At 73.0% G+C, this 25,641-nt stretch carries 26 protein-coding genes, 1 tRNA gene and 1 other RNA gene; 17 read left to right on the plus strand and 11 right to left on the minus strand.

Annotated elements, in window-relative coordinates:
* Positions 1-115: 115 nt before the first annotated feature.
* The 3 genes from purD to ffs all read right to left on the minus strand — a co-directional run bounded on the left by purD (position 116) and on the right by ffs (position 3,820).
* On the minus strand, positions 116-1,369 hold the full coding sequence (purD, locus tag ACIPW5_RS17235) for a phosphoribosylamine--glycine ligase (protein WP_401245449.1): 1,254 nt from the start codon (positions 1,367-1,369) through the stop codon (positions 116-118).
* A 60-nt stretch (positions 1,370-1,429) separates the two neighbouring features.
* Positions 1,430-3,667: a DNA polymerase III subunit gamma and tau gene (locus ACIPW5_RS17240; protein WP_401245451.1), complete on the minus strand. Its 2,238-nt coding sequence runs from the start codon at positions 3,665-3,667 to the stop codon at positions 1,430-1,432.
* A 54-nt stretch (positions 3,668-3,721) separates the two neighbouring features.
* An RNA gene (gene ffs, locus ACIPW5_RS17245) (signal recognition particle sRNA small type) lies at positions 3,722-3,820 on the minus strand.
* Positions 3,821-3,939: 119 nt separating this feature from the next.
* Between ffs and ACIPW5_RS17250 the strand changes: the two genes are divergently transcribed.
* The 4 genes from ACIPW5_RS17250 (at position 3,940) to ACIPW5_RS17265 (ending at position 7,408) form a co-directional block, all read left to right on the plus strand.
* A tRNA-Ser gene (locus ACIPW5_RS17250) sits at positions 3,940-4,024 on the plus strand.
* 258 nt (positions 4,025-4,282) lie between these two features.
* Positions 4,283-6,709: a helicase-associated domain-containing protein gene (locus ACIPW5_RS17255; RefSeq protein ID WP_401245453.1), complete on the plus strand. Its 2,427-nt coding sequence runs from the start codon at positions 4,283-4,285 to the stop codon at positions 6,707-6,709.
* Between the two features lie 64 nt (positions 6,710-6,773).
* Positions 6,774-6,989: a type II toxin-antitoxin system VapB family antitoxin gene (locus ACIPW5_RS17260; RefSeq protein ID WP_079428878.1), complete on the plus strand. Its 216-nt coding sequence runs from the start codon at positions 6,774-6,776 to the stop codon at positions 6,987-6,989.
* On the plus strand, positions 6,986-7,408 hold the full coding sequence (locus ACIPW5_RS17265) for a PIN domain nuclease (protein ID WP_401245454.1): 423 nt from the start codon (positions 6,986-6,988) through the stop codon (positions 7,406-7,408). Before ACIPW5_RS17260 ends, ACIPW5_RS17265 begins: the two co-directional genes overlap by 4 nt.
* A 283-nt stretch (positions 7,409-7,691) precedes the next feature.
* Here ACIPW5_RS17265 and ACIPW5_RS17270 read toward each other — a convergent pair whose 3' ends face one another.
* Positions 7,692-8,171 carry a MarR family winged helix-turn-helix transcriptional regulator gene (locus ACIPW5_RS17270; protein ID WP_401245456.1) on the minus strand — a complete coding sequence of 160 codons (480 nt, stop codon included), beginning with the start codon at positions 8,169-8,171 and terminating at the stop codon, positions 7,692-7,694.
* Between the two features lie 100 nt (positions 8,172-8,271).
* Between ACIPW5_RS17270 and ACIPW5_RS17275 the strand changes: the two genes are divergently transcribed.
* Positions 8,272-9,126 (plus strand): NAD(P)H-binding protein, encoded by an 855-nt coding sequence (locus tag ACIPW5_RS17275; protein WP_401245457.1) that lies wholly within the window; start codon positions 8,272-8,274, stop codon positions 9,124-9,126.
* Positions 9,123-9,530, plus strand: coding sequence for a MarR family winged helix-turn-helix transcriptional regulator (locus ACIPW5_RS17280; protein WP_401245459.1), 408 nt, complete (start codon positions 9,123-9,125; stop codon positions 9,528-9,530). The genes ACIPW5_RS17275 and ACIPW5_RS17280 overlap by 4 nt, the downstream gene beginning before the upstream one ends.
* On the opposite strand, the gene ACIPW5_RS17285 is transcribed toward ACIPW5_RS17280, so the two are convergent.
* Complete coding sequence (locus ACIPW5_RS17285) at positions 9,514-10,164, minus strand: disulfide bond formation protein B (protein ID WP_401245461.1); 651 nt, start codon at positions 10,162-10,164, stop codon at positions 9,514-9,516. The genes ACIPW5_RS17280 and ACIPW5_RS17285 overlap by 17 nt on opposite strands.
* 13 nt (positions 10,165-10,177) lie before the next feature.
* The gene (locus ACIPW5_RS17290; protein WP_401245463.1) at positions 10,178-10,336 is read right to left on the minus strand and encodes a hypothetical protein; all 159 of its coding nucleotides are present in this window, start codon (positions 10,334-10,336) and stop codon (positions 10,178-10,180) included.
* A gap of 166 nt (positions 10,337-10,502) precedes the next feature.
* Here ACIPW5_RS17290 and ACIPW5_RS17295 point away from each other — a divergent pair, with 166 nt between their 5' ends.
* Entirely contained in the window at positions 10,503-10,904 is a 402-nt protein-coding gene (locus ACIPW5_RS17295) for a molybdopterin-binding protein (RefSeq protein ID WP_401245465.1), read from the plus strand.
* Positions 10,905-10,910: 6 nt separating this feature from the next.
* On the opposite strand, the gene ACIPW5_RS17300 is transcribed toward ACIPW5_RS17295, so the two are convergent.
* Positions 10,911-12,371 (minus strand): PucR family transcriptional regulator, encoded by a 1,461-nt coding sequence (locus ACIPW5_RS17300; protein WP_401245467.1) that lies wholly within the window; start codon positions 12,369-12,371, stop codon positions 10,911-10,913.
* 218 nt (positions 12,372-12,589) lie between these two features.
* On the opposite strand from ACIPW5_RS17300, the gene ACIPW5_RS17305 reads away from it, so the two are divergent.
* The 4 genes from ACIPW5_RS17305 (at position 12,590) to ACIPW5_RS17320 (ending at position 17,156) form a co-directional block, all read left to right on the plus strand.
* On the plus strand, positions 12,590-13,417 hold the full coding sequence (locus ACIPW5_RS17305) for an FAD binding domain-containing protein (RefSeq protein ID WP_401245469.1): 828 nt from the start codon (positions 12,590-12,592) through the stop codon (positions 13,415-13,417).
* On the plus strand, positions 13,414-16,197 hold the full coding sequence (locus ACIPW5_RS17310) for a molybdopterin-dependent oxidoreductase (protein ID WP_401245471.1): 2,784 nt from the start codon (positions 13,414-13,416) through the stop codon (positions 16,195-16,197). The genes ACIPW5_RS17305 and ACIPW5_RS17310 overlap by 4 nt, the downstream gene beginning before the upstream one ends.
* An 80-nt stretch (positions 16,198-16,277) precedes the next feature.
* Positions 16,278-16,727, plus strand: coding sequence for a molybdopterin-dependent oxidoreductase (locus tag ACIPW5_RS17315; protein ID WP_401245473.1), 450 nt, complete (start codon positions 16,278-16,280; stop codon positions 16,725-16,727).
* A gap of 120 nt (positions 16,728-16,847) precedes the next feature.
* The gene (locus ACIPW5_RS17320) at positions 16,848-17,156 is read left to right on the plus strand and encodes a hypothetical protein (RefSeq protein ID WP_401245475.1); all 309 of its coding nucleotides are present in this window, start codon (positions 16,848-16,850) and stop codon (positions 17,154-17,156) included.
* Positions 17,157-17,184: 28 nt separating this feature from the next.
* On the opposite strand, the gene ACIPW5_RS17325 is transcribed toward ACIPW5_RS17320, so the two are convergent.
* A complete protein-coding gene (locus tag ACIPW5_RS17325) occupies positions 17,185-17,643 on the minus strand; it encodes a MarR family winged helix-turn-helix transcriptional regulator (protein WP_401245477.1) in 459 nt (152 codons plus the stop codon).
* Between the two features lie 151 nt (positions 17,644-17,794).
* Between ACIPW5_RS17325 and ACIPW5_RS17330 the strand changes: the two genes are divergently transcribed.
* The 4 genes from ACIPW5_RS17330 to ACIPW5_RS17345 all read left to right on the plus strand — a co-directional run bounded on the left by ACIPW5_RS17330 (position 17,795) and on the right by ACIPW5_RS17345 (position 20,864).
* On the plus strand, positions 17,795-18,394 hold the full coding sequence (locus tag ACIPW5_RS17330) for an SgcJ/EcaC family oxidoreductase (protein WP_401245478.1): 600 nt from the start codon (positions 17,795-17,797) through the stop codon (positions 18,392-18,394).
* Positions 18,395-18,560: 166 nt separating this feature from the next.
* A complete protein-coding gene (locus tag ACIPW5_RS17335) occupies positions 18,561-19,313 on the plus strand; it encodes a hypothetical protein (RefSeq protein ID WP_401245480.1) in 753 nt (250 codons plus the stop codon).
* A gap of 301 nt (positions 19,314-19,614) precedes the next feature.
* Positions 19,615-20,532: a helix-turn-helix domain-containing protein gene (locus ACIPW5_RS17340; protein WP_401245482.1), complete on the plus strand. Its 918-nt coding sequence runs from the start codon at positions 19,615-19,617 to the stop codon at positions 20,530-20,532.
* The gene (locus tag ACIPW5_RS17345; protein ID WP_401245484.1) at positions 20,529-20,864 is read left to right on the plus strand and encodes an SCO4225 family membrane protein; all 336 of its coding nucleotides are present in this window, start codon (positions 20,529-20,531) and stop codon (positions 20,862-20,864) included. The genes ACIPW5_RS17340 and ACIPW5_RS17345 overlap by 4 nt, the downstream gene beginning before the upstream one ends.
* A gap of 20 nt (positions 20,865-20,884) precedes the next feature.
* Here the strand turns inward: ACIPW5_RS17345 and ACIPW5_RS17350 are convergent, their stop codons facing one another.
* Complete coding sequence (locus ACIPW5_RS17350; protein WP_401245486.1) at positions 20,885-21,697, minus strand: VOC family protein; 813 nt, start codon at positions 21,695-21,697, stop codon at positions 20,885-20,887.
* A gap of 128 nt (positions 21,698-21,825) precedes the next feature.
* On the opposite strand from ACIPW5_RS17350, the gene ACIPW5_RS17355 reads away from it, so the two are divergent.
* Both ACIPW5_RS17355 and ACIPW5_RS17360 read left to right on the plus strand, forming a co-directional pair.
* Positions 21,826-22,410 carry an HhH-GPD-type base excision DNA repair protein gene (locus ACIPW5_RS17355; protein ID WP_401245488.1) on the plus strand — a complete coding sequence of 195 codons (585 nt, stop codon included), beginning with the start codon at positions 21,826-21,828 and terminating at the stop codon, positions 22,408-22,410.
* 113 nt (positions 22,411-22,523) lie between these two features.
* Complete coding sequence (locus tag ACIPW5_RS17360) at positions 22,524-22,997, plus strand: cupin domain-containing protein (RefSeq protein ID WP_401245489.1); 474 nt, start codon at positions 22,524-22,526, stop codon at positions 22,995-22,997.
* On the opposite strand, the gene opcA is transcribed toward ACIPW5_RS17360, so the two are convergent.
* Both opcA and ACIPW5_RS17370 read right to left on the minus strand, forming a co-directional pair.
* Positions 22,946-23,878, minus strand: a complete 933-nt coding sequence (gene opcA, locus ACIPW5_RS17365) for a glucose-6-phosphate dehydrogenase assembly protein OpcA (RefSeq protein WP_401245491.1) — start codon at positions 23,876-23,878, stop codon at positions 22,946-22,948. The two genes, ACIPW5_RS17360 and opcA, sit on opposite strands and share 52 nt — an antisense overlap.
* A gap of 83 nt (positions 23,879-23,961) precedes the next feature.
* Complete coding sequence (locus tag ACIPW5_RS17370; protein ID WP_401245493.1) at positions 23,962-25,581, minus strand: helicase HerA-like domain-containing protein; 1,620 nt, start codon at positions 25,579-25,581, stop codon at positions 23,962-23,964.
* Positions 25,582-25,641 lie beyond the last annotated feature (60 nt).

A 25,641-nucleotide genomic window follows, 5' to 3' on the forward strand; every position in this document is an offset into this window, starting at 1 on the left:
CTTTGGGTAAAGGTGGCTGCGTTCGAAGGCGGCCGGATGCAGTCGCACGCGTACGCACGCGCGGGCCCGGTGCGCGTCTCCGCGCCCCGGGCCCGCGTCGTTACGGCCGTGCTGGTCAGCGGCCTTCGGCCGCCTTGGCGGCAATGTCCGTACGGTGCTGGGAACCGTCGAGCTTGATCCGCCCGACCGCCTTATACGCCTTCTCCCGCGCCTGCGCCAGGTCGGAACCGGTCGCCGTGACCGAGAGGACCCGACCGCCCGCGCTGACGACGGCGTCGCCCTCGCGCCGGGTCCCGGCGTGCAGCACGTACGCGTCGGGCGCGTCCTCGGCCGCCACCTCGCCGAGGCCCTCGATGGGGTCTCCGGTGCGCGGGGTGTCCGGGTAGTTGTGGGAGGCGACGACCACCGTGACGGCCGCGTCGTCGCTCCAGTTCAGCGCCGGGAGGGAGCTCAGGGTGCCGTTCGCGGCGTTCAGCAGCACGCCCGCGAGGGGGGTGCGCAGCCGGGCCAGGACCACCTGGGTCTCGGGGTCGCCGAAGCGGGCGTTGAACTCGATGACGCGGGTGCCGCGGCTGGTGATGGCCAGGCCCGCGTAGAGCAGCCCGGAGAAGGGGGTGCCGCGGTGGCGGAGCTCGTCCACGGTCGGCTGGAGGACCAGCTCCATGACCTCGTCGACCAGCTTCGGGTCGGCCCACGGGAGCGGGGAGTACGCGCCCATGCCGCCGGTGTTGGGGCCCTGGTCGCCGTCGAGCGCGCGCTTGAAATCCTGCGCGGGCTGCAGCGGCAGCACGGTGACGCCGTCGGTGATGGCGAAGAGGGAGACCTCGGGGCCGTCGAGGTACTCCTCGATGACGACCCGGTCGCAGGCCAGCGCGTGGTCCCGGGCGACGGCACGGTCCTCGGTGACGACGACGCCCTTGCCGGCGGCGAGGCCGTCGTCCTTGACCACGTACGGGGCGCCGAAGGCGTCGAGGGCCGCGTCGACCTCCTCGGCGGTGGTGCAGACGTAGCTGCGCGCGGTCGGGACCCCGGCCGCGGCCATCACGTCCTTGGCGAAGGCCTTGGAGCCCTCCAGCTGCGCGGCCTCGGCGGACGGCCCGAAGACCGGGATGCCGGCCGCGCGGACGGCGTCGGCGACTCCGGCGACCAGCGGCGCCTCCGGGCCGACGACGACCAGGCCGGCGCCGAGTTCGGTGGCGAGGGCGGCGACCGCCGCGCCGTCGAGGGCGTCGACCGGGCGCAGCTCCGCCACCTCGGCGATGCCGGCGTTGCCGGGGGCGCAGTACAGCGCGGAGACGTCGGGGTCGAGGGACAGAGAGCGGCACAGGGCGTGTTCGCGGGCGCCGCCGCCGATGACGAGGACCTTCACGCCGCCCAGGGTAGCCCGGACGGCGCGGCCGGTTTCGTGCGGCCACCCAATCAGCGGGGGCTACTCGTTCGTGTATTCCTCCACAACGGTCGCTCCGAGCTCGCGCACGATCAGGTCGTGTCCGGTCAGGGCGCTGTCGACGAGGTCCGGGTCGTCCTCCTCCGGCACGTCGTCCTCGGGGGCGACCGGCGGCGGCGCCTGATGGACGGGCGGCTGCGGTGCGGCGGCCGCCTGCGGCGGCTGGTACGCGGGCGGCTGCGGGGCCTGCTGGACCTGCGGCGCGGCGGGCGGGGCCTGCGGGGCCGCCGGGGGCGGGCTGTAGGCGGGGGCGGCCGGCGCCGAGTAGGACGAGTACGAGGAGGGCGCGGCCGGGGCCGCTCCGCCACCGCCGCCGCCGACCACGGCGTCGATCTTCCAGTTGACCTGGAACTGCTCGGCCAGGACCGCCTTGAGGACGTCCTCGCTGCCGCTGCTCGCGAAGTTGTCGCGCGCTCCGGCGTTGGGGAAGCCGAGCTGGAGCGTGGTCCCGTCGAAGCCGGTGACCTGGGCGTTCTGGCTGAGCAGGATCCAGGTGAAGCGGCGGCGGTTCTTGACGGCCTCCAGGACGCCGGGCCACATCGCCTGGACCTGTCCGGCCCCGGCCGACATCTCGGCGGAGGGCGCGGCGGCCGCCGGCACGGGCGCGGGGGCCGCCGGGGCGGCCTGGACGGGCGCGGGGGCGGCCGGGGCTCCGCTGCCGGGCATCGCGGCGCTGGGCCACGCCCCTGCCGCGGGAGCCGCCGGGGCGGCCTGAGCGGCCGGGGCCGGGGCCCCGGGCCAGGCGCCGGGTGCGGGCGCCCCGCTGCCGGGCTGCGCGGCACCGGGCCACGCACCGGGCGCCTGCGCCGGCGCGGCGGCCTGGACGGGCGCGGGGGCCGGGGCCTGGACGGGGGCCGGCGCCGGAGCCGGCACGGGCGCCGGGGCCTGGACGGGAGCCGGCTCCGCCACCGGACCCGGCTCGGCCACAGGACCCCGTACGGCGGCACGCGCGGCGGCGACCCCGCCGCCGGGACCGGCCGGGGCCATGCCGTGCGCCTCCGGGCCGGGGACGTAGCCCATGGCGGGCGGCGCGGCCTGCGCGGCGAAGGCGGCGGCGGGGGGCCCGCTGCGCTCCAGCCGGTCCAGCCGGGCCTGGAAGGAGCGCTCGTCGTCGAAGGCGGCCGGGAGCAGCACCCGGGCGCAGATCAGCTCCAGCTGGAGGCGCGGCGAGGTGGCCCCGCGCATCTCCGTCAGCCCGGCGTTGACCAGATCGGCGGCACGGCTGAGCTCGGCGGCACCGAACACCGACGCCTGGGCCTGCATCCGCTCCACGACGTCGGCGGGGGCGTCGATCAGCCCCTTCTCCCCGGCGTCGGGCACGGCGGCCAGGATCACCAGGTCGCGCAGCCGCTCCAGCAGGTCGGCGACGAACCGGCGCGGGTCGTTCCCGCCCTCGACCACCCGGTCGACGACCTCGAACGCGGCCGCCCCGTCCCCCGCGGCGAAAGCGTCGACAACCGAATCCAGCAGCGACCCCTCGGTGTACCCGAGCAGGGAGGTGGCCATGGCATACGTCACACCAGCCTCTCCCGCACCGGCGAGGAGCTGGTCCATGACGGACATGGAGTCGCGCACGGACCCGGCGCCGGCCCGCACGACGAGCGGCAGCACGCCGTCCTCGACCTTGGCCCCCTCGCGCCCGCAGACCTCGCCGAGGTACTCGCGCAGCGTCCCGGGCGGCACCAGCCGGAACGGGTAGTGGTGCGTCCTGGAGCGGATCGTCCCGATGACCTTCTCGGGCTCGGTGGTCGCGAAGATGAACTTGAGGTGCTCCGGCGGCTCCTCGACCACCTTCAGCAGGGCGTTGAAGCCCGCCGAGGTGACCATGTGGGCCTCGTCGATGATGTAGATCTTGTACCGGCTCGACGCGGGCCCGAAGAAGGCCTTCTCCCTGAGATCGCGCGCATCGTCGACGCCACCGTGCGAGGCGGCGTCGATCTCGATGACGTCGATGGACCCCGGACCGTTCCTGGCGAGGTCGCGGCAGGACTGGCACTCGCCGCACGGATCCGGAGTGGGACCCTGCTCACAGTTGAGGCAGCGCGCCAGGATGCGCGCGCTGGTCGTCTTGCCGCAGCCGCGCGGGCCACTGAACAGGTACGCGTGATTGACCCGGTTGTTCCGCAGGGCCTGCATCAGCGGGGCAGTGACATGCTCCTGCCCGATGACCTCGGCGAACGACTCGGGGCGATAGCGGCGGTACAGCGCAAGGGACGACACGTCTACGAGGTTATCCGGGCCCACCGACAACAACGGCCCGCCAACGCCACCAGAACGCAAAGCGCCCCTCACGCACCCGCCAGAGCCCACTTACCCTTGCTGCCTTCCGGCCCTGGGGGAGTTGGGTGAGATAGCGCCACGTGAGGGGCTGGGCCCCACCCTAGCGGATACGGGCCCCCGGAATCGAGCCGGACCCCTCCCCGGATCCGATCGGGACCCCCGGCCCGGATCGTGTTCGCGAGCACCCCTCAACGTCTTGTATTGTTTGCGGCGGAGGATTCGCCTAGAGGCCTAGGGCGCACGCTTGGAAAGCGTGTTGGGGGCAACCCCTCACGAGTTCGAATCTCGTATCCTCCGCAGCCGCCTGAACAGGCGAAACGAAGAGCCGGACCGCTGATTGCGGTCCGGCTCTTCTGCATGCCCTGGTTGCAGTTCCGGTTGCATTTACATCGCCCCAATCGGGACATTTCAAGGCTCGCACAGCCCTGCCCGTGAAACACACTCCCCGAGGGAGGAACCGCTCCCGTTCGTCACCCGCGCCGTGGGCGTATGCACCATGCTTGGCTCTGCGCCGGGGCCGTTCCGGTGCGGCTGCCCGGTCCGACGAGGTGCCCCATGGAGTCCCGATCAACGCTGGCAGCCTGGCTGGGTTCGCTCGGCGCTCCGCGCCTGGCACGCGTACTCGCCACGCGGAAGGACGCGGCGGCGGCTCCAGAACCGCGCACGGTGGGGGAGCTGGCGGACCGCCTCCAACGCCCGGGGTCGGTGGCACTCACCCTGCCGCCACTCACGCTGCCGTGCCTGCAAGCGGCCGAGGCGCTGGCGGCCCTGGGCGGACCGGCGTCACGCGACGACCTGGCGAAGCTGCTGGGAGCAGCGGACGGCGAAGCCGCTCGCGGTCTGGACTTCACGCTGGAGGAGCTGGCCGATCACGCCCTGGTGTGGCCGGACGGCGCAGGAGCACTCCGCATGGCCTCTCCCCTGCGGCAGGCGTGGGAGGCACCTCTGGGGCTGGACTCCCCTCTGGAGAAACTGCTGGCAGGCGCTGCCTCGGAGGAGTTGCGCGCCATGCTGGTGGCACTCGGCATCAAGCCGCCGAGCACCAAGCAGCAGCGGCTGGCGGCCCTGGTAGAACACCACAGCGACCCGGGAGCCGTCGCCGAAGTCGTGGCACGGGCACCCGCGATCACCCAGGAGTTGCTCGCCCGCCGAGCGGACTCCACCGCAGTGCAGCGGCAGTTCATCATGTTCGGGTCACCCGACCCCGACCTCGAACCCGGCGCGCGATGGGCACTCGACCGGGGACTCCTGATCGTGGATCGCCACCGGTACGGCCCCGCACGCATGCCCGTTGAAGTCGCGCTGGCACTGCGCGGGCCGACGTGGCACGCCCCGTTCGATCCCTTTCCGCCTCCCACGCAGTCGGTGCCCATCGGCTCCGCCGAAGTGGAACGGGAGGCCGCAGCCGCGGCCACGGCGTTCGCAGCCCAGGCCGCGTCGGTTCTGGCCGTCTGTTCCGCGTCTCCGCCGGCCAGACTCAAATCCGGCGGGATCGGTGCCCGTGAACTGGCCCGGATCGGCAAGGCCGCCCAGGCCGAAGACGCCGTCGTACGCCTCACCCTGGAGACCGCCTACGCGGCCGGACTGCTGGGCCGGGACCATGACCGCGTGGTACCCACCGAGGCATACGACGTCTGGGCGGACCAGGAGCCCGCCGAACGGCTCACCGCACTGCTCCACGCATGGCACAACCTGGCGCTCACCCCGACCCAGGCACGCGACGAGGACAACAAGGCGCTCCCCGCCCTCGCTGGAGCACCTCCCTGCGGTGGCTGCCTGCAGGCCCGGCACGGGTTGCTCCACGCGGCGGCACAGCTCCCGGCGGGACACGGCGCGACCACCGGCTCTGACCTGGGTCCGCTGGTGGCCTGGCAGCGCCCACTCGCCGACTCGTCACCCCAGGACGGGACACCGTTCGCCGCAGTGATCCGCGAAGCCGAGCTGCTCGGCGCACTCGCTCGTGGCGCACTGTCTCCCCTCGGTACCGCCCTGATGGAAGACGACCCGACAGGACTGGCCACCACGTGCCGGCGGCTCCTGCCCACGGCTACCCGAACAGCCCGGATCGGCGCTGACCTCACCGCTGTCGTCACGGGCACGCCATCGGCGCCACTCGCCGCACTGCTGGATTCCGTCGCCGACCGCGAGACCAGCGGCACGGCCTCGGTGTGGCGGTTCAGTACCGGCAGCGTCCGCCGGGCCCTGGATGCCGGACACTCGCCTGACGGCCTCACAGCCGACCTGGCCGCCGTCACTTCCGGGCCCCTGCCCCAGCCCCTCTCCTATCTCATCGCAGACACCGCCCGCAGCCACGGCCGCGTGCGCATCGCCCCCGCCGCCTGCGTCATCCACGGCGAGGAGCCTGCGCTCCTCGCAGAGCTCGCCGCCCACCGAAAGCTCGCCGAACTCGGCCTGCGACAGCTCGCGCCCACGGTGCTGATCAGCCGCAGCCCGCTCGACACAACCCTCGCCGCTCTCCGCGCCGAGGGCTACGCCCCCGTCGCCGAGAGCGCCGACGGAACCGTACGCATCGAGAAGGCCCAGCCCCAGCGGGCTGCCGCTCCTGTTCCGGCCCCTCGAAGGACCGGTGACAAGCGCGGCAACCGACGCACGGCTGTCCGCACATCGACGGTCCTGGCCACCGCCGACATGGATGTCCTGGCCGCCCGGCTGCTGACCGCACCACCCACCGCGCCGGAACCCGACCCCTTCGGCAGCGGCGTCCCCTTCGGAACGGACACCGAGGAGATCGTCGCTGGATACACGAAGCACCTGGCGTACAGCGACGTCCGCCAACTCGCCCATGCCATCGACGCCGGCATCGCCATCACGGTCGAGTACGTCGCCACCTCGGGCAGTCGCACCGTCCGCACCTTGAGCAGCCTGGAACTCGACCCGCCCTACTTGGAAGCCTGGTGTCACCTGCGCGAAGCCGAACGCGTCTTCACGCTCTCCCGCATCCACGGCGTCATGCCGATGTGAACCCATGACATCGATGAACTATAGGAGGTATATTTGTTTCCATAGTTGATATACGGAGGTGCACATGAGCCGGACGGTGATTGACCTCGATGACGAGCTGGTGGCAGACGTAGCCAAAGCCCTGGGGACCAGCACGAAGAAGGAGACGGTCAACACAGCGCTGCGCGAGGTGCTGGAGAACAGGCGGCGGGCGCTGGCCCTGACCCGCCTGCGCGCCGCGGCCGACGAAGGCGCGTTCGATCTGACACTCTTCGAGGACAAGCGGAACTACCGACGGTGAACGCCGCTCTCTACCTGATCGACACCAGCGCCCTCGCCCGCTTCATGCGGGGTGACGCAGAGCAGTACGGGTGGGACCAGGCGGCGGCCGCCGGCCTGATCGCCACGTGCCCCATCACGGAGCTGGAGTTCTTCTACAGCGCCCGATCGGCTGCCGACCGGGCACGCGGCATCGAGGACATGCGGCTGCTCTTCGGCTGGGTTCCGGTCGACGACCGGGCTTACGACCGGGCCTGGCAGGTCCAGGAGGCCCTCACCAAGCAAGGCAAGCACCGCAGCGCCGGTGCGGTAGACCTCGTCGTCGCCGCGACTGCCGAATTGCAGGGACTCACCCTCCTGCACTGTGACCGCGACTTCGAATGCATCGCCGCAGTAACCGGCCAGCCCGTCCAGTGGTACGGCCCGGAGGGCCGTAAGTAGTCGCCCGGTGGTTGCAGTTCTGGTTGCATTCGCCTCCGTCCGGGTCCGTTCGGACTGAGGAATTCGAGGCGCTCCGCCGCAGGTCAGGACGATTGTGACCCGCGGCGAACATGTGGAAAGCGTGTTGGGGGCAACCCCTGACGAGTTCGAATCTCGTATCCTCCGCCGCCAGCTCGAAGGGCCGGACCGCGAAAGCGGTCCGGCCCTTCGGCGTTTTCCATCCCGCCCCTTCGTCCCCTCACTCCGCGGGTCCGCTCGCGGCGAGGCCCCGGCGGCGGGCGGGTCAGCCCGCCCGGTGGCGGAGGGAGTCCTGGGACGCCACGTACTTGAGCATCAGGCGGGCGAAGTCCAGGCGGTCGCGGTCGCTCCAGTCGGCGGTGACGTACTCGAAGGCCGAGCGCTGGTGCCGGCGGAAGCGGGCCATCAGTTCCTCGCCCCCGGGGCTGAGGTGGAGGACCGTGCGGCGGCCGTCCTGCTGGGAGGCGGCGCGGACCAGGTAGCCGGCGGAGATGCAGTCGGAGACCATGCGGCTGGCTACCGAGGGGTCGGTGCCCAGATGGGCGCCCACGCCGCCGACGGTGACCTCGCGGGTGCCGTCCTGAGCGAGCTCCAGGACCACGTTGAGGACCAGGGTCCGGCCGAGGTCCTTCTGCGAGATCGGGTTCTCGACCTCCAGGAGGGAGGAGCGCCGCAGCTTCCCGAACGCCGGGCCCACGGCGTTCAGCAGTTCCTCGTCACCCGCGTCCGCCCGCTGCTTCGTCATGCCCCGATCGTACATTCGTGGGTTCTCGCAAGCATGTGTTGACCTGAAAACGTGTGCGTGTGAGCATGCATATGTTTGAAGTCAATGAATGGAGCAGTTCATGACCACCCTCGTCACCGGCGCCCGCGGCAAGGTCGGCCGGGCCGTCGTCGCCCGCCTGCACTCCGCCGGGTTCGCCGTCCGCGCCGCCAGCGCGAGCCCGGACCTGCTCACCGTTCCGGACGGCGTCGAGAGCAGCGAGCTCGTCCTCGACCGGCCCGGGACCTTCGCCGCCGCGCTGGACGGCGTGCGCCGGGTCTTCCTCTACCCCGAGCCCGCCGGCATCCACGAGCTGATCGAGGCCGCCGGGGCCGCCGGGGTCGAGCACGTCGTCCTGCTGTCCTCGTCCTCCGTCCTCGCTCCCGGCGCCGCGCACGACCCGCTCGCCCGGCACAGCCTCACGGTCGAGCGCGCCCTCGACGCCTCCGCGCTGACCTGCACCTTCCTGCGCCCGGACGCCTTCGCCAGCAACTCCTTCGGCTGGGCCTACGCCATCGGCCGGTCGCTGCCGGTCCAGCTCCCCCACCCGGACGCGCACCTCGCGCCCATCCACCCCGAGGACATCGCCGACATCGCCTTCGAGGCCCTCACCGGAAACTCCCTCACCGGTCGCCGGCTCACCCTGACCGGCCCCGAGTCCCTCACCTTCCGCCGACAGCTCGCGGTCCTGGCCGACGCCGTCGGCCGCGAGATCCCCGTCGAGCGGATCACCCGTGCCGAGGCCGAGCGGCAGATGGCCGCCCACATGCCCGCGCCGATGGCCGCCTCGCTGCTCGACCTGTGGGAGGCCGCGAACCACGGCCCTGCCACGGTCGCCGACACCACCGGGACCCTCCTCGGCCGCCCCGCCCGCACCTACGCGCAGTGGGCCCGCGAGAACGCCGCCGCCTTCGCCGGCCGGGGAGCGGCGTCGTGAAGCCCATCGGCTACTGGCTGAACCGCACCGACCGGGCCCTCACCACCGCCATGGACGCCCTGCTGGCCGAGTCGGGGCTCACCCGCCTCGGCTGGCAGGTCCTGAACGTCCTGCGCGACGACCCCGCGGCCGGCGACGCCGCCGTACGGACCGCCCTCGCGGCCAACGCCCCGCCCGCCGCGCTGGATTCCGCCATCGCGGCGGTCCTCGACGGCGGCTGGGCGGCCCGGCCGGAGCCGGACCGCCTCGTACTGACCGCCGGGGGACGCGCCCGGCTGGAGCGGGTGGCGCAGCGCGTCGACGCGTTCCGTGAGCGGGCGGCGGCCGGGATCTCCCCGGAGGAGTACCGGACCGCCGTCGGCGTCCTGGAGCGGATGACCCGCAACCTCACAGCAGATCGGTGAAGAGCCGGTAGGAGGTCGGGTCCCCGGGCATCTGCCAGTGCAGGCCCTGGAGGAGGAGGCAGGCCACCAGGTTGCTGACCGCGAAGAAGGCCAGGACCGCCAGGGTGAAGCCGGCCGCGCGGCGCAGGGCCGGCGATGCCTGGGCCGCGCCCAGGGGCTGGGACCAGTGGGCCAGGACCAGGTTCACGGCCGCCGCGAGGACGGCGAGCAGGAAGGTGATCGCCGCCCAGGTGTAGAGGTGCAGGCCGAACAGGGCGCCCGCGTAGCCGGGGTCCGGGGGCACGATGTGCATCAGGACCTGCGAGGCGGAGACGGTGCTGCCGATCAGCGCGGAGACGATCGCGACGCCCCACCCGGAGGCGAACTCGGCCGTGCCGACCGCGCCCTTGCGCGAGCGGGCGATGACCATCGCCGGTCCGAGTGCGCTGAGCAGCATGAACATCCGCTGGAGCAGGCACATCGGGCAGGGGTACTCCCACAGGCCGAACTGGAAGACGTACGCGCCGCCGATGGTGGCGCACATGCCCAGCACGTAGGCGTGGGCGAACCAGAGTCCGAGGCGGTGCGGGAGCCGGGCGGGAGGAAGGGTGACGGGGGTGGGGGTGGGGGTGGGGGTTGCGGTGGTGGCGGTCATGTCGGGCTCCTCCTCAGAAGCTCAGGCCGAAGGCGCGGTCGAGGTGGGGGAGGAACGCGAGCGTGGTGAGCGCCAGCGTCCCGGCCCACAGCAACAGCCGTGACCTGCGCGGCCAGTCGCGCAGCACCGCCCAGACGCAGAGGGAGATCAGGAGGAACAGGAGGGTGTACATGGTGTCCTTGCTTCATCGGAAGGCTCTCGACACCACCCTCGGCCGGGCCGCCGCCGCCCGGTAGGACCCCCGGGCCGATGGGCCCATAGGCCCGCCCTATGCCCCCGCCGCCCCCACCGCCCCGCGCCCCCGCGGCGGAGCGCGGGGCACGGCCTAAGCTGCGTGCGTGCCGTCTTACTCGATCGGTCAGGCCGCGGGCCTGCTGTGCGTGAGCCCCGAGACCGTCCGCCGCTGGGCCGACGCCGGCCGGCTGCCCTCGCGGCGCGCCCCCGACGGCACCCGGTCCGTCGACGGCGCGGCGCTCGCCGCCTTCGCCACGCAGCGGGCCGCCGGGCTGCACCCCGTGGCCGGCCGGACCGCCGCCACCTCCGTGCGCAACGCCTTCGCGGGCATCGTGACCGGCGTACGGGTCGACGAGGTCGCGGCCCTGGTGGAGATCCAGTCGGGCCCGCACCGCATCGTCTCGGTGGTGACGCGGGAGTCGGTGGAGGAGCTCGGGATCGCGGTCGGCGTCAGCGTCACCGCCCGGGTGAAGTCGACGGAGGTCCACGTCGACCTCCCGCTGTAGCGCCCGCTACCGGCAGAGCAGCGCCGCGTACAGGTCGAGCTTGTGGTCCAGGCGCGAGAGGTCACGGCCCGTCAGGACCTGGACCCGCTCCATCCGGTAGTGCACGGTGTTGACGTGCAGGTGGAGGGCCTCCGCCGTACGGGCCCACGAGCAGTTGTTGGCCAGGAAGACCTCCAGGGTCTCCCGCAGCATGCCGTCCCCCAGCGCGCCCAGCGTCGCCGTCCCGAACACCGAGCGGACCTCTCCCGGCACCCCCGACAGCAGCTCCGCGAGGGTGTCCAGCTGTTCGACCGCCCGCACCCGGGCCTCCCCCTCGGCGGCCGCCGTCAGGGCGAAGCGGGCCTGGCCGAGGGAGGCGCGCAGGCCCTCCGGCCCCGCGGCCGGGGCGCCCGCGCCGAGGCGCAGGTCCGCCTCCGGGGCCCCGCAGGCCTGGAGCAGCGGCCACAGGGCGCGCAGCTCGGCGGCGACGTCCACGCCGCCGTCCGGGTCCTCGTACAGCACGGCGGCCGTGTCGCCCGCCGCCCAGGGAACCCCCTCCAGGTGGGCGAGCGCCTCGGCCAGGGCCGCCCCCGAGGTGGCCGCGAGCACCCGGTACGGGCCGCCCGCGGGCAGTCCGGCCGCGGCGAGGGCCTCCTCCAGCGCCACCGGGTCGGGCTCCGCCGGGCCGGACAGCAGCCCGGTCAGGGCCTGCCCGGCCGCCCGCGCGGCGGCGGTGTCGCGGCGCTCCCGGCCCTCGCGGTACTGGGCGAGGACCTCGGCGATCTCGTGCAGCACCCGCGGCGGGGCCGCGTCGGCGTCCGGGACGTGCAGCTGCCAGGCGTCGTACGGGGAGCTGTCGGCCTCGACGCGCAGGGTGAGCCCGCCCCGCGCGGGGGCGGCCGCCCGCTGTGCGGGCACCGCCGGTGCGGCGGGGGTACGGGCCACCGTGCGCCCGCTCGCGGTCAGCAGGTAGCACGCCACCTTGCCCAGGTGCGCGCAGGCCCGGTCCAGCAGTTCGGCGGGTCCGGCGCCGCCCTCCAGCAGCCGGCTGAGCTCGGCGCGCACGTTCTCGGGGAGGGCGAAGGGCCGGGTCGGGCGGCGGCTGAGGTCGCCCCACTGGCGCAGGTACACGGCTTCGGTGACGGCCCGGAAGCTGGTGCGCCCCGGGACGGCCACGATCGGCATCCGGTGGGCCCGGCAGGAGGCGACCAGCTCGTCGGGGACCCGCCCGTGGGTCTCCTCGCCAGCGAGGAGGGCGGTGGCACCGGCCTCGGCGAGGGCGGAGACGAAGCGGTCGGCCTTGCCCGGCTCGCCCTCCGCCCACCACACGAGCCCGCTCAGTACGAGCTCGCCGGGGCCGAGGAAGCGGCCCGGGTCCTCCAGGTCGGTGGAGGTGACACCGCTGATCTCCTGGCCGAGAAGCGCTTCCTCGCCCCAGAGCAGGGTGAGGCCGAGGTTGTCCGACTGGAGCAGGTCGAGGACGTGCATGGGGACTCCTTGCGGTGGGGGTTTCCCACATTCGCGAGGTGAATACGAGAAATGCCATCGTAAATGCAAGGCTGCTGGCCGCCTATAGCTCTTGGTTGATTCACCAAGAGCGGCCCTCGGCGGCTGGATCCTTTCCGTGGCCGGGACCAGTCGTCCCGCCCCCTCCGCCGTTGTTTCACTGAGGTGAACCCCGATGGCAGGAAGGCTGGTGGCGCGAAATGGACCTCAACACGGTGCTCGACGTGCGCGACGCGCGCCGCCGCGAACCCTGGCGTCCCGGCGACGCCTGGCTCGGCGGCGGCACGTACCTCTTCTCCGAGCCCCAGCCGCACGTCCGTCGCCTCTTCGACCTGTCGCGGATGGGGTGGGAGTCCCTGACCCGGCAGCCGGACGGCGCCCTCGACATCGCCGCCACCTGCACCATCACCGAGCTGTCCCGCTTCGGCCGGACCCTGTCCGCCACCGCCGCCCCGCTGATCGAGCAGTGCTGCCGCGCCTTCCTGGCGAGCTTCAAGATCTGGAACATGGCCACGGTCGGCGGGAACCTCTGCAACGGCCTGCCCGCCGGCCCGATGATCTCCCTCACCGCCGCCCTCGACGGCACCGTCCTCCTCCAGGGCCAGGACGGGGTCACCCGCCGGATGCCCGTCACCGACTTCATCCGCGGGGCCGGCGTCAAGGACCTGCGCGACGGGGAGCTGCTGCGCTCGGTACGGATCCCCGCCCGCGCCCTGGAGACCCGTACGGCCTTCCGGCAGGCCTCGCTCTACGGGCTGGGCCGCTCCGGCTCCCTCGTGATCGGCGCCCTCGACCCGCAGGACGGCTCCCTCGCCGTCACCGTCTCCGCGGCCACCACCCGACCGTTCCGCTTCTGGTTCGCGCTGCCGCCCACCGCCGAAGGGCTGCGGGCGGCCATCGACGACGCCGTCCGGCCCGAGGAGTGGTTCGACGACATCCACGGCCTGCCCGAGTGGCGGCGGCACATGGCACTACGGCAGGCGGAGGAGATCCGCCGCGAACTCACCCTGGAGGAGGCTTCCCGATGAGCTACGCGATCGAGATCAACGAGCGCCGCTTCGAGGACGAGCCGCGCCCCGGCCAGTGCCTGCGCACCTATCTGCGCGAGCGCGGCTGGTTCGGCGTGAAGAAGGGCTGCGACCAGGGCGACTGCGGGGCCTGCACGGTCCACGTCGACGGGCAGCCGGTGCACAGCTGCCTCTACCCGGCCGTCCGCGCCGAGGGCCGCTCCGTCACCACCGTCGAGGGCCTCGCCCGGCACGGCGGCGAGCTCCACCCTGCGCAGCGGCAGTTCCTCGACGCCCAGGGCTTCCAGTGCGGGTTCTGCACGGCCGGCTTCCTGATGACCACCGCGGCCCTCCAGGCCGAGCAGGGCACCGCCCACGACGACGGCAAGCTCGACGACCTCCCGCGCGCCTTCAAGGGCAACATCTGCCGCTGCACCGGCTACCGCGCCATCGAGGACGCCGTGCGCGGGGTCAAGCACATCGAGGAGCCCGAGGCCGGCCAGGCCGTCGGCCGCAGCCCGGGCGCCCCGGCCGGACCCCAGGTCGTCACCGGCACCGCCCGCTACACCTTCGACGTCGAGGTGCCCGGGCTGCTCCACATGAAGCTGCTGCGCTCCCCGCACCCGCACGCCCGCATCGTCGCCATCGACACCCGCGACGCCCTCCAGGTCCCCGGCGTGCACGCGGTCCTCACCCACCACGACGCCCCCGACCACCTGTACTCCTCCGCCCGCCACGAGCACCCCACCGAAGACCCGATGGACACCCGCGTCCTGGACGACGTGGTCCGCTTCGTCGGCCAGCGCGTGGCGGCCGTGGTCGCCGACAGCGAGCAGGCGGCCGAGGAGGGCTGCCGCCGCGTGGTCGTCACGTACGAGGAGCTCCCGTACGTCATCGACCCGGAGGAGGCGATGCTCCCGGGCGCGCCCGTCATCCACCCCAAGGGCCCCGAGTCCGGGATCTTCCGTGCCGAGAACAACGTGTGCGGCGAGGTCCACGGCACGATCGGCGACATGGAGCAGGGGTACGCGGAGGCGGACGTCGTCTACGAGGAGACCTTCCGGACCCAGCGCGTGCAGCACGCCAGCCTGGAGACCCACGGCAGCGTCGCCTGGTTCGAGCCCAAGGAGGACGGCGACGGCGAACGCATCACCGTCCGCTCCTCCACCCAGGCCCCCTTCCTCACCCGGCGGGCGCTGTGCGCCCTGTACGGCCTCGGCGAGGACGAGGTCCGCGTCGTCGCGGGCCGCGTGGGCGGCGGGTTCGGCGGCAAGCAGGAGATGCTCACCGAGGACATCGTGGTCCTCGCCGCCCTGAAGCTGCGGCGCCCGGTGAAGCTGGAGTTCACCCGCGCCGAGCAGTTCTACGGCGCCACCACCCGCCACCCGTTCAAGATCACCGTCAAGATCGGGGCCAAGGCCGACGGCACGCTCACCGCGCTGCGCATCCGGATCCTCTCCAACACGGGCGCCTACGGGAACCACGGCCCGGCGGTCATGTTCCACAGCGCGGGCGAGTCCTTCGCCCAGTACAAGGCGCCGAACAAGGAGGTGGAGGCGTACTCGGTCTACACCAACGGCGTGCCCGCGGGCGCCTTCCGCGGCTACGGCCTGGGCCAGGTCCTCTTCGCCGTCGAATCGTCGATGGACGAGCTCGCGATCCGGCTCGGCATGGATCCGCTGGTGCTGCGCGAGAAGAACGTCATCGGCGCCGGCGACCACCTGGTGACCCCGATCGGCCACGAGGAGGACCTCTTCATCGCCTCCTACGGGATGAAGCAGTGCATGGACATCGTCCGCCGGGCCGAGGCCGAGGACCGCAGCCACGAGGACGTCCCCGAGGGCTGGCTGACCGGCACCGGCTCGGCGGTCGCCATGATCGCGACCGGCCCCCCGGGCGGCCACTTCGCCGACGCGCGGGTCAGCCTGCTGCGCGACGGCACGTACGACATCGCGGTGGGCACGGCGGAGTTCGGCAACGGCACCACCACCGTCCACAAGCAGATCACCGCCGGTGCGCTGAACACCACGGTCGACCGGATCGCGGTCCGCCAGTCCGACACGGACGTGGTCCGCCACGACACCGGCGCGTTCGGCTCGGCCGGCACGGTGGTGGCCGGCAAGGCGGTGATGCTGGCGGCGAACTCGCTCGCGGAGCGCCTCAAGACCTTCGCGGCCCGGCACACGGGCGTGGCCCGGCACCTGTGCGTGCTGGGGGCCGAGTCCTTCGACTGCGCGGGCCGCGTCCTCACCCTCAAGGAGCTGTACGAGGCCGCGTACGACAAGGGCGCGCTGGATGAGGTCGCGGCGGACGGGCACTGGGGCGGCTCCCCGCGTTCGGTCGCCTTCAACGCCCAGTGGTTCCGGCTGGCCGTGGACCCGGACACGGGCGAGATGAAGATCCTGCGCAGCGTGCACGCGGCCGACGCGGGCAAGGTCATGAACCCGATGCAGTGCCGGGGCCAGGTGGAGGGCGGTGTGGCCCAGGCCCTGGGCGCGACCCTCTTCGAGACGGTACGGGTGGACGAGCGCGGGGAGGTCACCACGGCCGCCTTCCGCCGCTACCGGCTCCCGCAGTACGCGGACGTGCCGCGCACGGAGGTGCACTTCATGGAGACCTCGGACGCGATCGGCCCGCTGGGCGCGAAGTCCATGAGCGAGAGCCCCTTCAACCCGGTGGCCCCGGCGTTCGCCAACGCGCTGCGGAACGCGACGGGGATCCGCTTCACCGAGATGCCGGTGACACGTGATGTGGTTTGGCGGGCAATCAACCGGAAGCTGCAAGGCGGAACCGACGAATGATCACACAGATGCGGCTCATATGACCCTCCCAACCTGGCAGCTGAGGTTCCACTACCGGTCCGGCAGGGCATGAGTGCTCCATGTCCTCACTCCTGCTGCACGGCGACCTCGACCACCCGGCCCTCCTCACCGTCTCCGACCTGCGGGAGTGGCCGCGGCACCGGGCGGAGGTCACCTTCGACTGCGCGACGAACGGCCCGCAGCACCACGTCTTCGAGGGCGCGCTGCTGCGGGACGTCGTCTCCGGCGCCGGCCCGGTCTTCGACGCCCGGCGCCGCAAGGACCGCAGCCGCTACCTCCTCGCGGTCAGCGGCGGCGACGGGCACCACACGGTGCTGTCCTGGGCGGAGCTGGACGACGACTTCTGCGGGAGCCCGGTCCTGCTGGCCACCCGGCTGGACGGCGAGGAACTCGACGCCCAGGGCAGCCAGCTGGTGGTCCCCTCGGACCGCTGCGGGGCCCGCTACGTCAGCGCGGTCACGCACGTGTGGTTCGGCACGCTGAACGTCCCGGCGCTGGCCGGGGTCTGAGCGCACGCCGCCCGCGCACCGCACGCCCCTCCTTCACCACCACACGCCGTGTCACGGAACGTAACTCCTCCCTACCCTCGGTCATGACAGCAGGTCGGACGAGAGGAACGAGGCGGAACGATGCGGACGAAGGCGATCACGCGGAGGACGGCGAGGCTGCTCGGGGCGTGCGCGGCCGCGGCGGCACTGGCACTGGCGACCCCGAGCACGGCGCATGCGGCCCAGGGGATCCTGTTCATCGACGGCGCGCCGAACGGCAACCCCAGCGGCTGCTTCCCGCTGGGCGACTTCGCCCCGTCGGAGGTCGTCAACTTCACGGACGGGGTGGCATGGGTGTGGAGCGGCCCGGCATGCGACGGCCGCGTGGTGCAGGCGATCCTCCCGGGACAGCTGGCGATCGGCCACGGCCGGAGCCTCTTCATCGAGTGACCCCCCGGCCGGCCCCCGCGGGCGGCCCCTACCGCTCCCGCGTCGCGGCGCGGATCTCCTCCGTCGCGTCACGGAAGGCGGGGGCGGCCCGCGCGAAGTAGTCGAAGAGCAGTGCCTGCTCCTCCGGCGCGTACGAGGCCAGCACCTCCGCGATCCTGCGGCGCGCCGGGCCGACCGCCGCCTCGACCTCCGCGAGCGCTCCCGGTACGGCCTCCACCACGACCTTGCGCCGGTCGGCCGGATCGGCGGTCCGGCGCACGTAGCCCGCGCGCTCCAGCCGGTCGATCAGCCGGGTGGTCGCGCCCGTGGTCAGTCCCGTGCCGGCGGCGAGTTCGCCCGAGGTGAGCCCGCCGGCCAGGGTGATCCGGCTGAGCGCGTACCACTCGGACGCCTGGAGCCCCGCGGCTTCCGCGCCCGCCATGCCGTGCAGCCCCACGGCGTCGACGTAATCCCGGAAGACCAGCCGGCGTTCGTCCCGTTCCGTCATGCCCACACCTCTCCCCTTGCCAATTATCTGCACGCGTGCAGATAATGCATGCATGCAGTTACTGCACCAGTGTAGTCAATCTGCAGCAGCCGCGCCGTGCCCCGCAGTGCCCCGTCCGAACGAACCCTTCGATCCGAGAGGCACCATCACCGTGAACACCAAGACCCTCAAGCGCGCCGCCCTCGCCACCGCCGCCGCCCTCGCCCTGGGGACCGCAGCCGCCTACCTCTACCTGGACGCCACCTCCGAGGTGCACCGCACCGGCGCCGCGGCCTGCGCCGACGTCATACCGGCCACCGCCGACCGCGCCGACGGCGAGGCCGTCTGCGCCACCATCGACGCCCTCACCGCCGCCTGGGCTGCCGGGGACGCGGACGCGTACGGCCGCCAGTTCACCGAGAACGGCACCTACACCACGTACGTCGGCACCCACTACGAGGGCCGCGCGGACATCACCGAGGGCCACCGGGCGCTCTTCCGGGAGTTCGTCAAGGACACCCGGCTGGCGGCCAGTTACCTGGACATGCGCTTCCTCACCAAGGACGTCGCCGTCCTCACCGGCCGCGGGGACGACTACGGCGGCGACGAGCCGGCCGCCCGCGAGCTGTCCAAGGTCCAGACGTACACGCTGGTGCGCGACACCGACGGCGTCTGGCGGATCGCCGCCTTCCACAACACCCGGCGGCAGAACGTGATGGAACGCTTCTCTTTCCTCTACGCGCCCGCCACGGCCCCGAAGGCGGAGCGGTGACCCGCGCCCTGGTCACCGGCGCCACCAGGGCGGTCCGGCTCCTCCCGCGCCGCGCGGCCCTCAGGCTCCTCGCAGAACGTCCCTGACGGTGCCTCAGGGGTGCGTCAGGGTGGGCCCGGGGCTTTCCCGGTGACCCGTGGGGTGGCCCGGACGGCACCTTGGGGACATGCAGACCAACGCCTTCCTCCGCCGCACGGCCGCCGGACTCGGCCTCGCCGCCGCCCTCACCGTCGCCGTCGCCGGGACCGCGAGCGCCGCACCCGCGCCCGCCCCTGCGCCCGCCCCCTCGTACGACTTCACGGACTGCCCCGCCATCCCCGCCGGAGTCGACGCGGCGCAGTGGAAGTGCGAGGTCATGACCGCCACCGGGTCCCTGACGCTCGGCAACCGCACCCTGCCGGAGTTCGCCCCGATGACCGTCACCCACGCCGAGGGCCCGATGCCCGACGGGAGCAAGGGCCAGGTCTGGGGCGCGCTGCGCAGCGGGCCGACCGCCGTCCCCGGCGGGCTGTTCGGCACCCCCGGCGGCGACCGCAGCCCGGTGCTCGGGCTCTCCGTCCAGCCGGAGTACGGCGGGCGCTCGGACTTCTACACCGTCGGCAACGACATGGGCCTCTTCACGGTGCGCTACCGCGTGCTGAGCCCGCTGCTCCCGCAGGGCTGCGTCATCGGCGCGGGCGACGCGCCCGTCGAGCTCCGGCTGAAGCGCGTCGGGAAGTCCGAGCGCATCTCGACGGACCCGCCGGTGATCAAGTTCGCCGCCTCCGACGACTCCTTCGCGGTGCCGGCCGCCGAGGGCTGCGGGCCGCTCGGGAAGGTACTGAACGACCGGCTCGGGCTGCCCGCGCAGACCGGCAACTCGATCACCCTGTCCGCGCTGTACACCTTCAGGACGTACGACCAACTGCCCCCGCGCTGACGCCCTTCCGGCCCCGGTCACCGGCCCGCGGGAAACCGCGGGCCGGTGGGACCGTACGTTTCTTTTGCTCCGCAGTACCGGGGGAAAGCACCTTGCCCAACCCACCCAGCCCTCCCCGCCGGGGCGCCTCACCCGCAGGAGTGAACAAGGCCAACTCGACTGGAATCCGGACCGGTTGCCGGGCATATGCTCGCCCCGACCACCCCAGACACGAAGCGGCCCCCGCCGGGACGGCAATCCCGGACGAGGGCCTGACCAAGTAGGAAGTAGACGCTTCCCGATGGCTCTCCAGCACCCTAGCGTGCGCGCGCACGCGACGTACGGCGTTCATCACTCCAACGTCCGTCACACGTCCCGGTACACCGTCGTCGGGAACCACCTGCTCCAGAACCCTGCGCTCTCGCTGACCGCCCGGGGACTGGGCGCGTACATCCAGTCGCTGCGTCCCGGCACGCCGGTCAGCATCAAGGAGCTGGTCAAACGGGTGCCGGAGGGGGAGATCCGGATCTCGGCGGCACTGCGCGAGCTGGAGGCGCACGGCTACCTGAAGCGCTTCCGCGAGCAGCTGCCGGACGGGCGGATCGTCACCCGTACGGTGTCCTACAACCACCCCAAGGCCACCGCCACCACGGCCCGCGCCGAGCGACCGCCCGCCGGGCCCCCGGCCCCCGAGCCCGAACCCGCCGTGGAACCGGAACCGGAACCGGCGCCGGTGGCCGAGGAGCCCTCCGCGGAACGCCGGGCCGCCGCCGCCCTGCTCGCCGAGCTGCGCCGCACGGACCACCGCCTGCTGCTCGGCCGGCGGGACATCGAGCGGCTCGCCCCCGGCGTCGAGGTCTGGATGCGGCGCGGGGCGACCGGGGAAGCCATCGTCTCCGTGCTGACGGCGAACGTCCCCGACCCGGTCCTCAACCCCGGCGGACTGATCGCCCACCGCCTCGGCGTCCAGGAACCCCCGGAACTGGCCCCCGCGTTCCGCAGGGCGGCACACGTACCGCCCGACCCCTTCCAGACCTGCGACCGGTGCGACCGCGCCTTCCGCAGCCCCGTCCCCGGCCTCTGCGGCTCCTGCACGGACGCGGTCGCCGACGGCGGTCCCGCCCGGCCCGCGCCGCCGCAACCGGGGCCGTACCGAGTGCGATTGGGTACGGATACTCACGACACCGGGCCCGGCCGGGACGACCCTGGAGGCACACCACGCCCCAGGGAGCACCGATGAACAAGCGCACGCTGATACGCCTGGCCTTCGCCAATCCCGCCTCGGCGGTCTACCTCACCGTCGTCGCCGGTGCCATGGCGGTCGCCACGGGCGTCTCCCTGTTCGGCCAGGACCCGGGCTTCATCTGGGTCTGGCCCGCCCTCTTCACCGCCCCCTCCTCCTTCGCCACCCTGCCCGCCGGCATGCTGCTCTGGGGCGAGTCCAAGCCTCCGCTCTGGTTCTCCGTCGGCGCGCTGGTCGCCGCGGCCCTCGTGCAGTCCATGGCCCTGGGCGCCCTCTGGGCAGCCCTCCGGCGCGGCCGCCGCCCGCTCCCCGGCCCCCGGAACGGCTGACCGGGGGGCGAAGCGGACGTCTAGCCGAAGCTCGGCATCTCCCCGGCCGTCGTCGACAGGTCGATCACCGCGAACGCCGCCCCCTGCGGGTCGGTGACCGCCGCGAACCGCCCGAAGGGGCTGTCCATCGGCCCGAAGTGCAGCTGCCCGCCGTGCTTCCTGGTCTTCTCGACCGCCTCGTCGCAGTCGGGCACCGCGAAGTAGACCTGTACGTACGAGGGGATCTCCGGCGGGAACTCCTCGCCCATCCGCATCCGGCCCAGCACCGGGTTCTCGGGGCCGCCGACGCTGAAGACCTTGAAGTCCATCCCGGCCGCCTCCGGGTCGTCACCCGGATCCATCTGCTGCGCCTCGTACGGGAAGACCTTCGACAGGAACCCGTCCGCCTTGTCCGGGTCCCGGGTGAAGACCTCCGCCCAGGCGTACGCACCGGACTCGCCGAGCTTCTCGAAGCCCTTGTGCTCACCGGGCTGCCACACGCCGAAGACGGCCCCGCTCGGCTCCTTGGCGATCGCCATCGTCCCGAACGCGCCGACCTGCATCGGCTCCATCATCAGCTCGCCGCCCGCCGCCTTGATCTTCTCCGCGGTCGCCGCGGCGTCCGGCGAGGCGAAGTAGAGGCACCACTGCGAAGGGGCGTCACCGCCCGGCATCGGCGGCACCACGGCGGCGACCGCCTTGCCGCCCGAGTAGGCCTGCGTGTAGTTGCCGTACTCGCTGCTGGCCTCGCCGAAGGTCCAGCCCAGCACGTCGCCGTAGAACGCCTTGGCTCCCTCCACGTCGGTGAACATCGCGTCCACCCAGCACGGGGCGCCTTCCGGGAACTCAGCCATGGTCGATCGACTCCTGTGTCGTGTGCCGTCCGTACACGTGCCTGTCCTGTCGCTCCCACGCTAGGCGGGGGGTCCGACAATCGCGCGCCGACCGGGCGCCGGGACCCCCACTGGGGGAGGCTGGGGGCATGGACGACATCACCATCCGGCTCGCGCAGCAGCCCGAGGCCGACGCCCTGCTCGCGCGCAGCCCGCTGGCCGCGCTCACCGGCATGCTCCTCGACCAGCAGGTACCGATGGAGTGGGCGTTCTCCGGGCCGTGGACCATCGCCCAGCGGCTCGGCACCGACGACCTGGACGCGCACGCCATCGCCGCCCACGACCCGGAGGCCTTCGCCGCGCTGCTGTCGCAGAAGCCCGCCGTGCACCGCTACCCGGGATCCATGGCGAAGCGGATCCAGCAGCTCTGCGCGTACCTGGTGGAGCACTACGACGGCGACGCCTCCGCCGTGTGGGCCGACGCCGCGAGCGGCGCGGAGCTGCTGGCCCGGCTCAAGGCGCTGCCGGGCTTCGGGGAGCAGAAGGCGCAGATCTTCCTGGCCCTGCTGGGCAAGCGGTTCGGCGTCCGCCCGAAGGGCTGGCGCGAGGCCGCCGGCGGCTACGGCCTGCCGAACGTCCACCGCTCGGCGGCCGACATCACGGGCCCGGAGTCCCTGGCGAAGGTCCGCGCGTACAAGCAGGCGCAGAAGGCCGCCGCCAAGCACTCCGCGTAGGCCCGGCCGGAGCTGCGGCCGGAGCGGATCGGCGGCCGGGCCGGCGGGGGAACCTGACGGACTGTCCGTCACGCCCCGCCGGCCGGGCCGGGGCCGGCCGTAGAGTCGGCCGGATGACCGAAAACCTCACCCGCGCCGCCGGTGCCGAAGTCATCTCCGACGGCCCCGGCAGCTTCATCACGCTGCTCACCGACACCCCCGAGCTCACCTGCAACACCGCGCGCTTCGAGGTGGGAGCGGCCGGCGCGCCGGTGCACTTCCACACCAAGGCCACCGAGTTCTTCCACGTCACCGACGGCAGGCTCGACGTGCTCGTCGGCGACGAGGTCCACACCCTCGTCAAGGGCGACTTCATCAGCATCGCCCCCGGCGTGAAGCACGCCTTCGCCCCGGCCGCGGGCCACACCGCCGAGGTGTTCGTCGGCTTCACCCCCGGCATGGCCCGCTTCGACTACTACCGCCTGCTCGGCCGGGTGCGCGCGGGCGGGGCGACGGTGCAGGACATCATCGACAGCCAGCCCGTGTACGACAACCACTACGCCGAGAGCGAGGCCTGGGCCGCCCGGCCGCGCAGCGCCGAGGCGTAGACCTCGTCGGCGTCGAGCCGCCGCAGTTCCTCCGCGATCAGTTCGGCGGTGCTGCGGATCTTGAGCGCGACCTTGCGGTCGGGCCAGCCGGGCAGCACCAGGGTGGCCAGCGAGCCGGTGGGGCGGTCCACGACCACCTCGCCGGCGGAGGTCTCCAGCCGGACCCGGGTGATCACCGGCCCGTCCGTGGCCACCCGGGCCACCGGCACGCCCAGGCGGTCCCCCAGCCAGCGCGCCAGCAGCTCGGCGCTCGCGTTGTCGGGCTCGCTCTCCACCGCCGCGGCGGTCACCGGCAGCGGCTTCTGGTCGAAGGCGCAGGCCAGCAGCGAGCGCCACGGCGTGAGCCGGGTCCAGGCGAGGTCGGTGTCGCCGGGGGCGTACGAGGCCGCGCGCGCGTCCAGCACGCCGACCGGGTCGGGCGCCGCCTGCGCGTCGGTGATCCGGCGCTGCGCCAGCCGGCCCAGTTCGTCGCGGGCCGGGTCGGCGGGGGCGTCGGCCGGCCACCACGCCACCACCGGCGCGTCCGGCACCAGCAGCGGGAGCACGACCGAGCCGGCCTGGGCGGTGAGGTCGCCGTGCAGACGCAGGATCACGATCTCGCCGGACCCGGCGTCCGACCCCACGCGCAGCTCGGCGTCGAGGCGGGTCCGGCGCCGCCGTTCCGGGCCCCGGTGGGTCCGCTTGATCACCGCGATGATCCGGCACGGGTGCTCCCGCGAGGCCTCGGAGGCCGCGCGCACGGCGTCGTAGGCGTTCTCCTCGTCGGTGACGACGACGAGGGTCAGCACCAGCCCCATGGTCGGGCTGCCAACGGCCCGGCGGGCGTCGAGCAGCGCCCGGCCTATCTTGCTGGACGTGGTGTCGGTGAGTTCGGTCCGCATGCCCCGAGTCTGTCAGCGCCCGCCGCACCGCCGACAGCCGGTTCGCTCGATTCCGTCTGGAGGGGGGCTCCGGGCGTCCCGGCTCAGCGGCGGCGGCGCGCGGTCCCGAAGATCGACCGGGAGATCTCCCGTCCCAGCTGCGTCCCGATCGACCGCGCCAGGGAGCGGAACAGCCCGCTCCCCACGACCTGTTCGGCCAGGGAGGGTTCCGGTTTCGGGGCGGAGCGCGCCGCCTTCGCCGCCTGCTTGGCCTGCTTCTCGGCCTCCGCCGCCGCGGCGGCCGCCTCCGCCTCGGCCTCGGCGGCGGCCTGTTCGGCGGTGATCTTCTCGTACGCGGACTCGCGGTCGACCGGCTCGGCGTAGCGCGAGTACAGCAGCGAGGACGTGACGGCCCGGTCGAGCGCCGCGGCGTCGATCGGCCCCATCAGCGACTGCGGTGCGCGCAGCCGGGTGGCGGCGACCGGGGTCGGGGCGCCCTTCTCGCTGAGCACCGTCACGACGGCCTCGCCGGTACCGAGTCCGGTGAGCGTCTCCTCCAGGTCGTAGGGGGAGTTGGGGAAGGTCTTCACGGTGGCCTTGAGGGCCTTGGCGTCGTCGGGGGTGAAGGCGCGCAGGGCGTGCTGGACGCGGTTGCCGAGCTGGGCCAGTACGTCCGCCGGCACGTCCTTGGGGGTCTGGGTGACGAAGAAGACGCCGATCCCCTTCGAGCGGATCAGCCGGACGGTCTGGGTGACGGATTCCAGGAACGCCTTCGAGGCCCCGTTGAACAGCAGGTGCGCCTCGTCGAAGAAGAACACCAGCTTGGGCCGCTCCAGATCGCCGACTTCGGGGAGTCCGCCGTAGAGGTCGGCGAGCAGCCACATCAGGAATGTAGAGAAAAGCTGCGGTTTGTCCTGAACTGCCGGGAGTTCCAGTACGGAGACCACTCCGCGGCCGTCGGCTGCCGTCCGGAGCAATTCGCTGGTGTCGAATTCGGGCTCTCCGAAGAATTCCGTGGCGCCCTGCTGCTCGAATGCGGTCAGGGCGCGCAGGATCACTCCGGCGGTCACCGTGGAGAGTCCGCCGATTCCCTTCAGCTCGGACTTTCCCTTGTCGGAGACGAGGAAGGCGACGACCGCCCGCAGGTCCTTGAGGTCGATCAGCTCCAGGCCCTTGGAGTCCGCGTAGTGGAAGATCAGGCCGAGGGACTGCTCCTGCGTCTGGTTCAGCTGGAGCACCTTGGACATCAGCACCGGCCCGAAGGCGGTCACGGTCGCGCGGACGGGGATCCCGGGGCCGATCCCGCCGAGGGAGTAGAACTCGGCGGGGTATCCGGTGGGCTCCCACTCCTGGGCGACCTCGGCGGCCCGGGCGGCGGTCTTCTCGTTCGGCGCGCCCGGGGCCGAGATGCCGGAGACGTCGCCCTTGACGTCGGCGAGGAAGACGGGGACCCCGTTCGCCGACAGCTGCTCGGCGATCAGCTGGAGGGTCTTGGTCTTGCCGGTGCCGGTGGCCCCGGCCACCAGCCCGTGCCGGTTGAGCATCCCCAGCGGGATCCGGATCTGCCGCCCGGGCAGGCACTCGCCGCCCCAGAGCAGGGCCCCGAGGTCGAGCGCGGGGCCGGTGAAGGCGTACCCGGCGGCGATCGCCTCCACGGCGGGATCGGGCGCACCGGACGGTCCGGGCGGGTCTGCCGGAACGGCCGGGTGGGTGTTCTGGCTCATGGATCCCTCCCGGAATAGCGCTGTCTGCCACTTTTGCACCGACAGCGCGAGGCTGCGCCC

This window comes from Streptomyces sp. NPDC090077, from assembly GCF_044747545.1.
Taxonomy (GTDB): Bacteria; Actinomycetota; Actinomycetes; order Streptomycetales; family Streptomycetaceae; genus Streptomyces.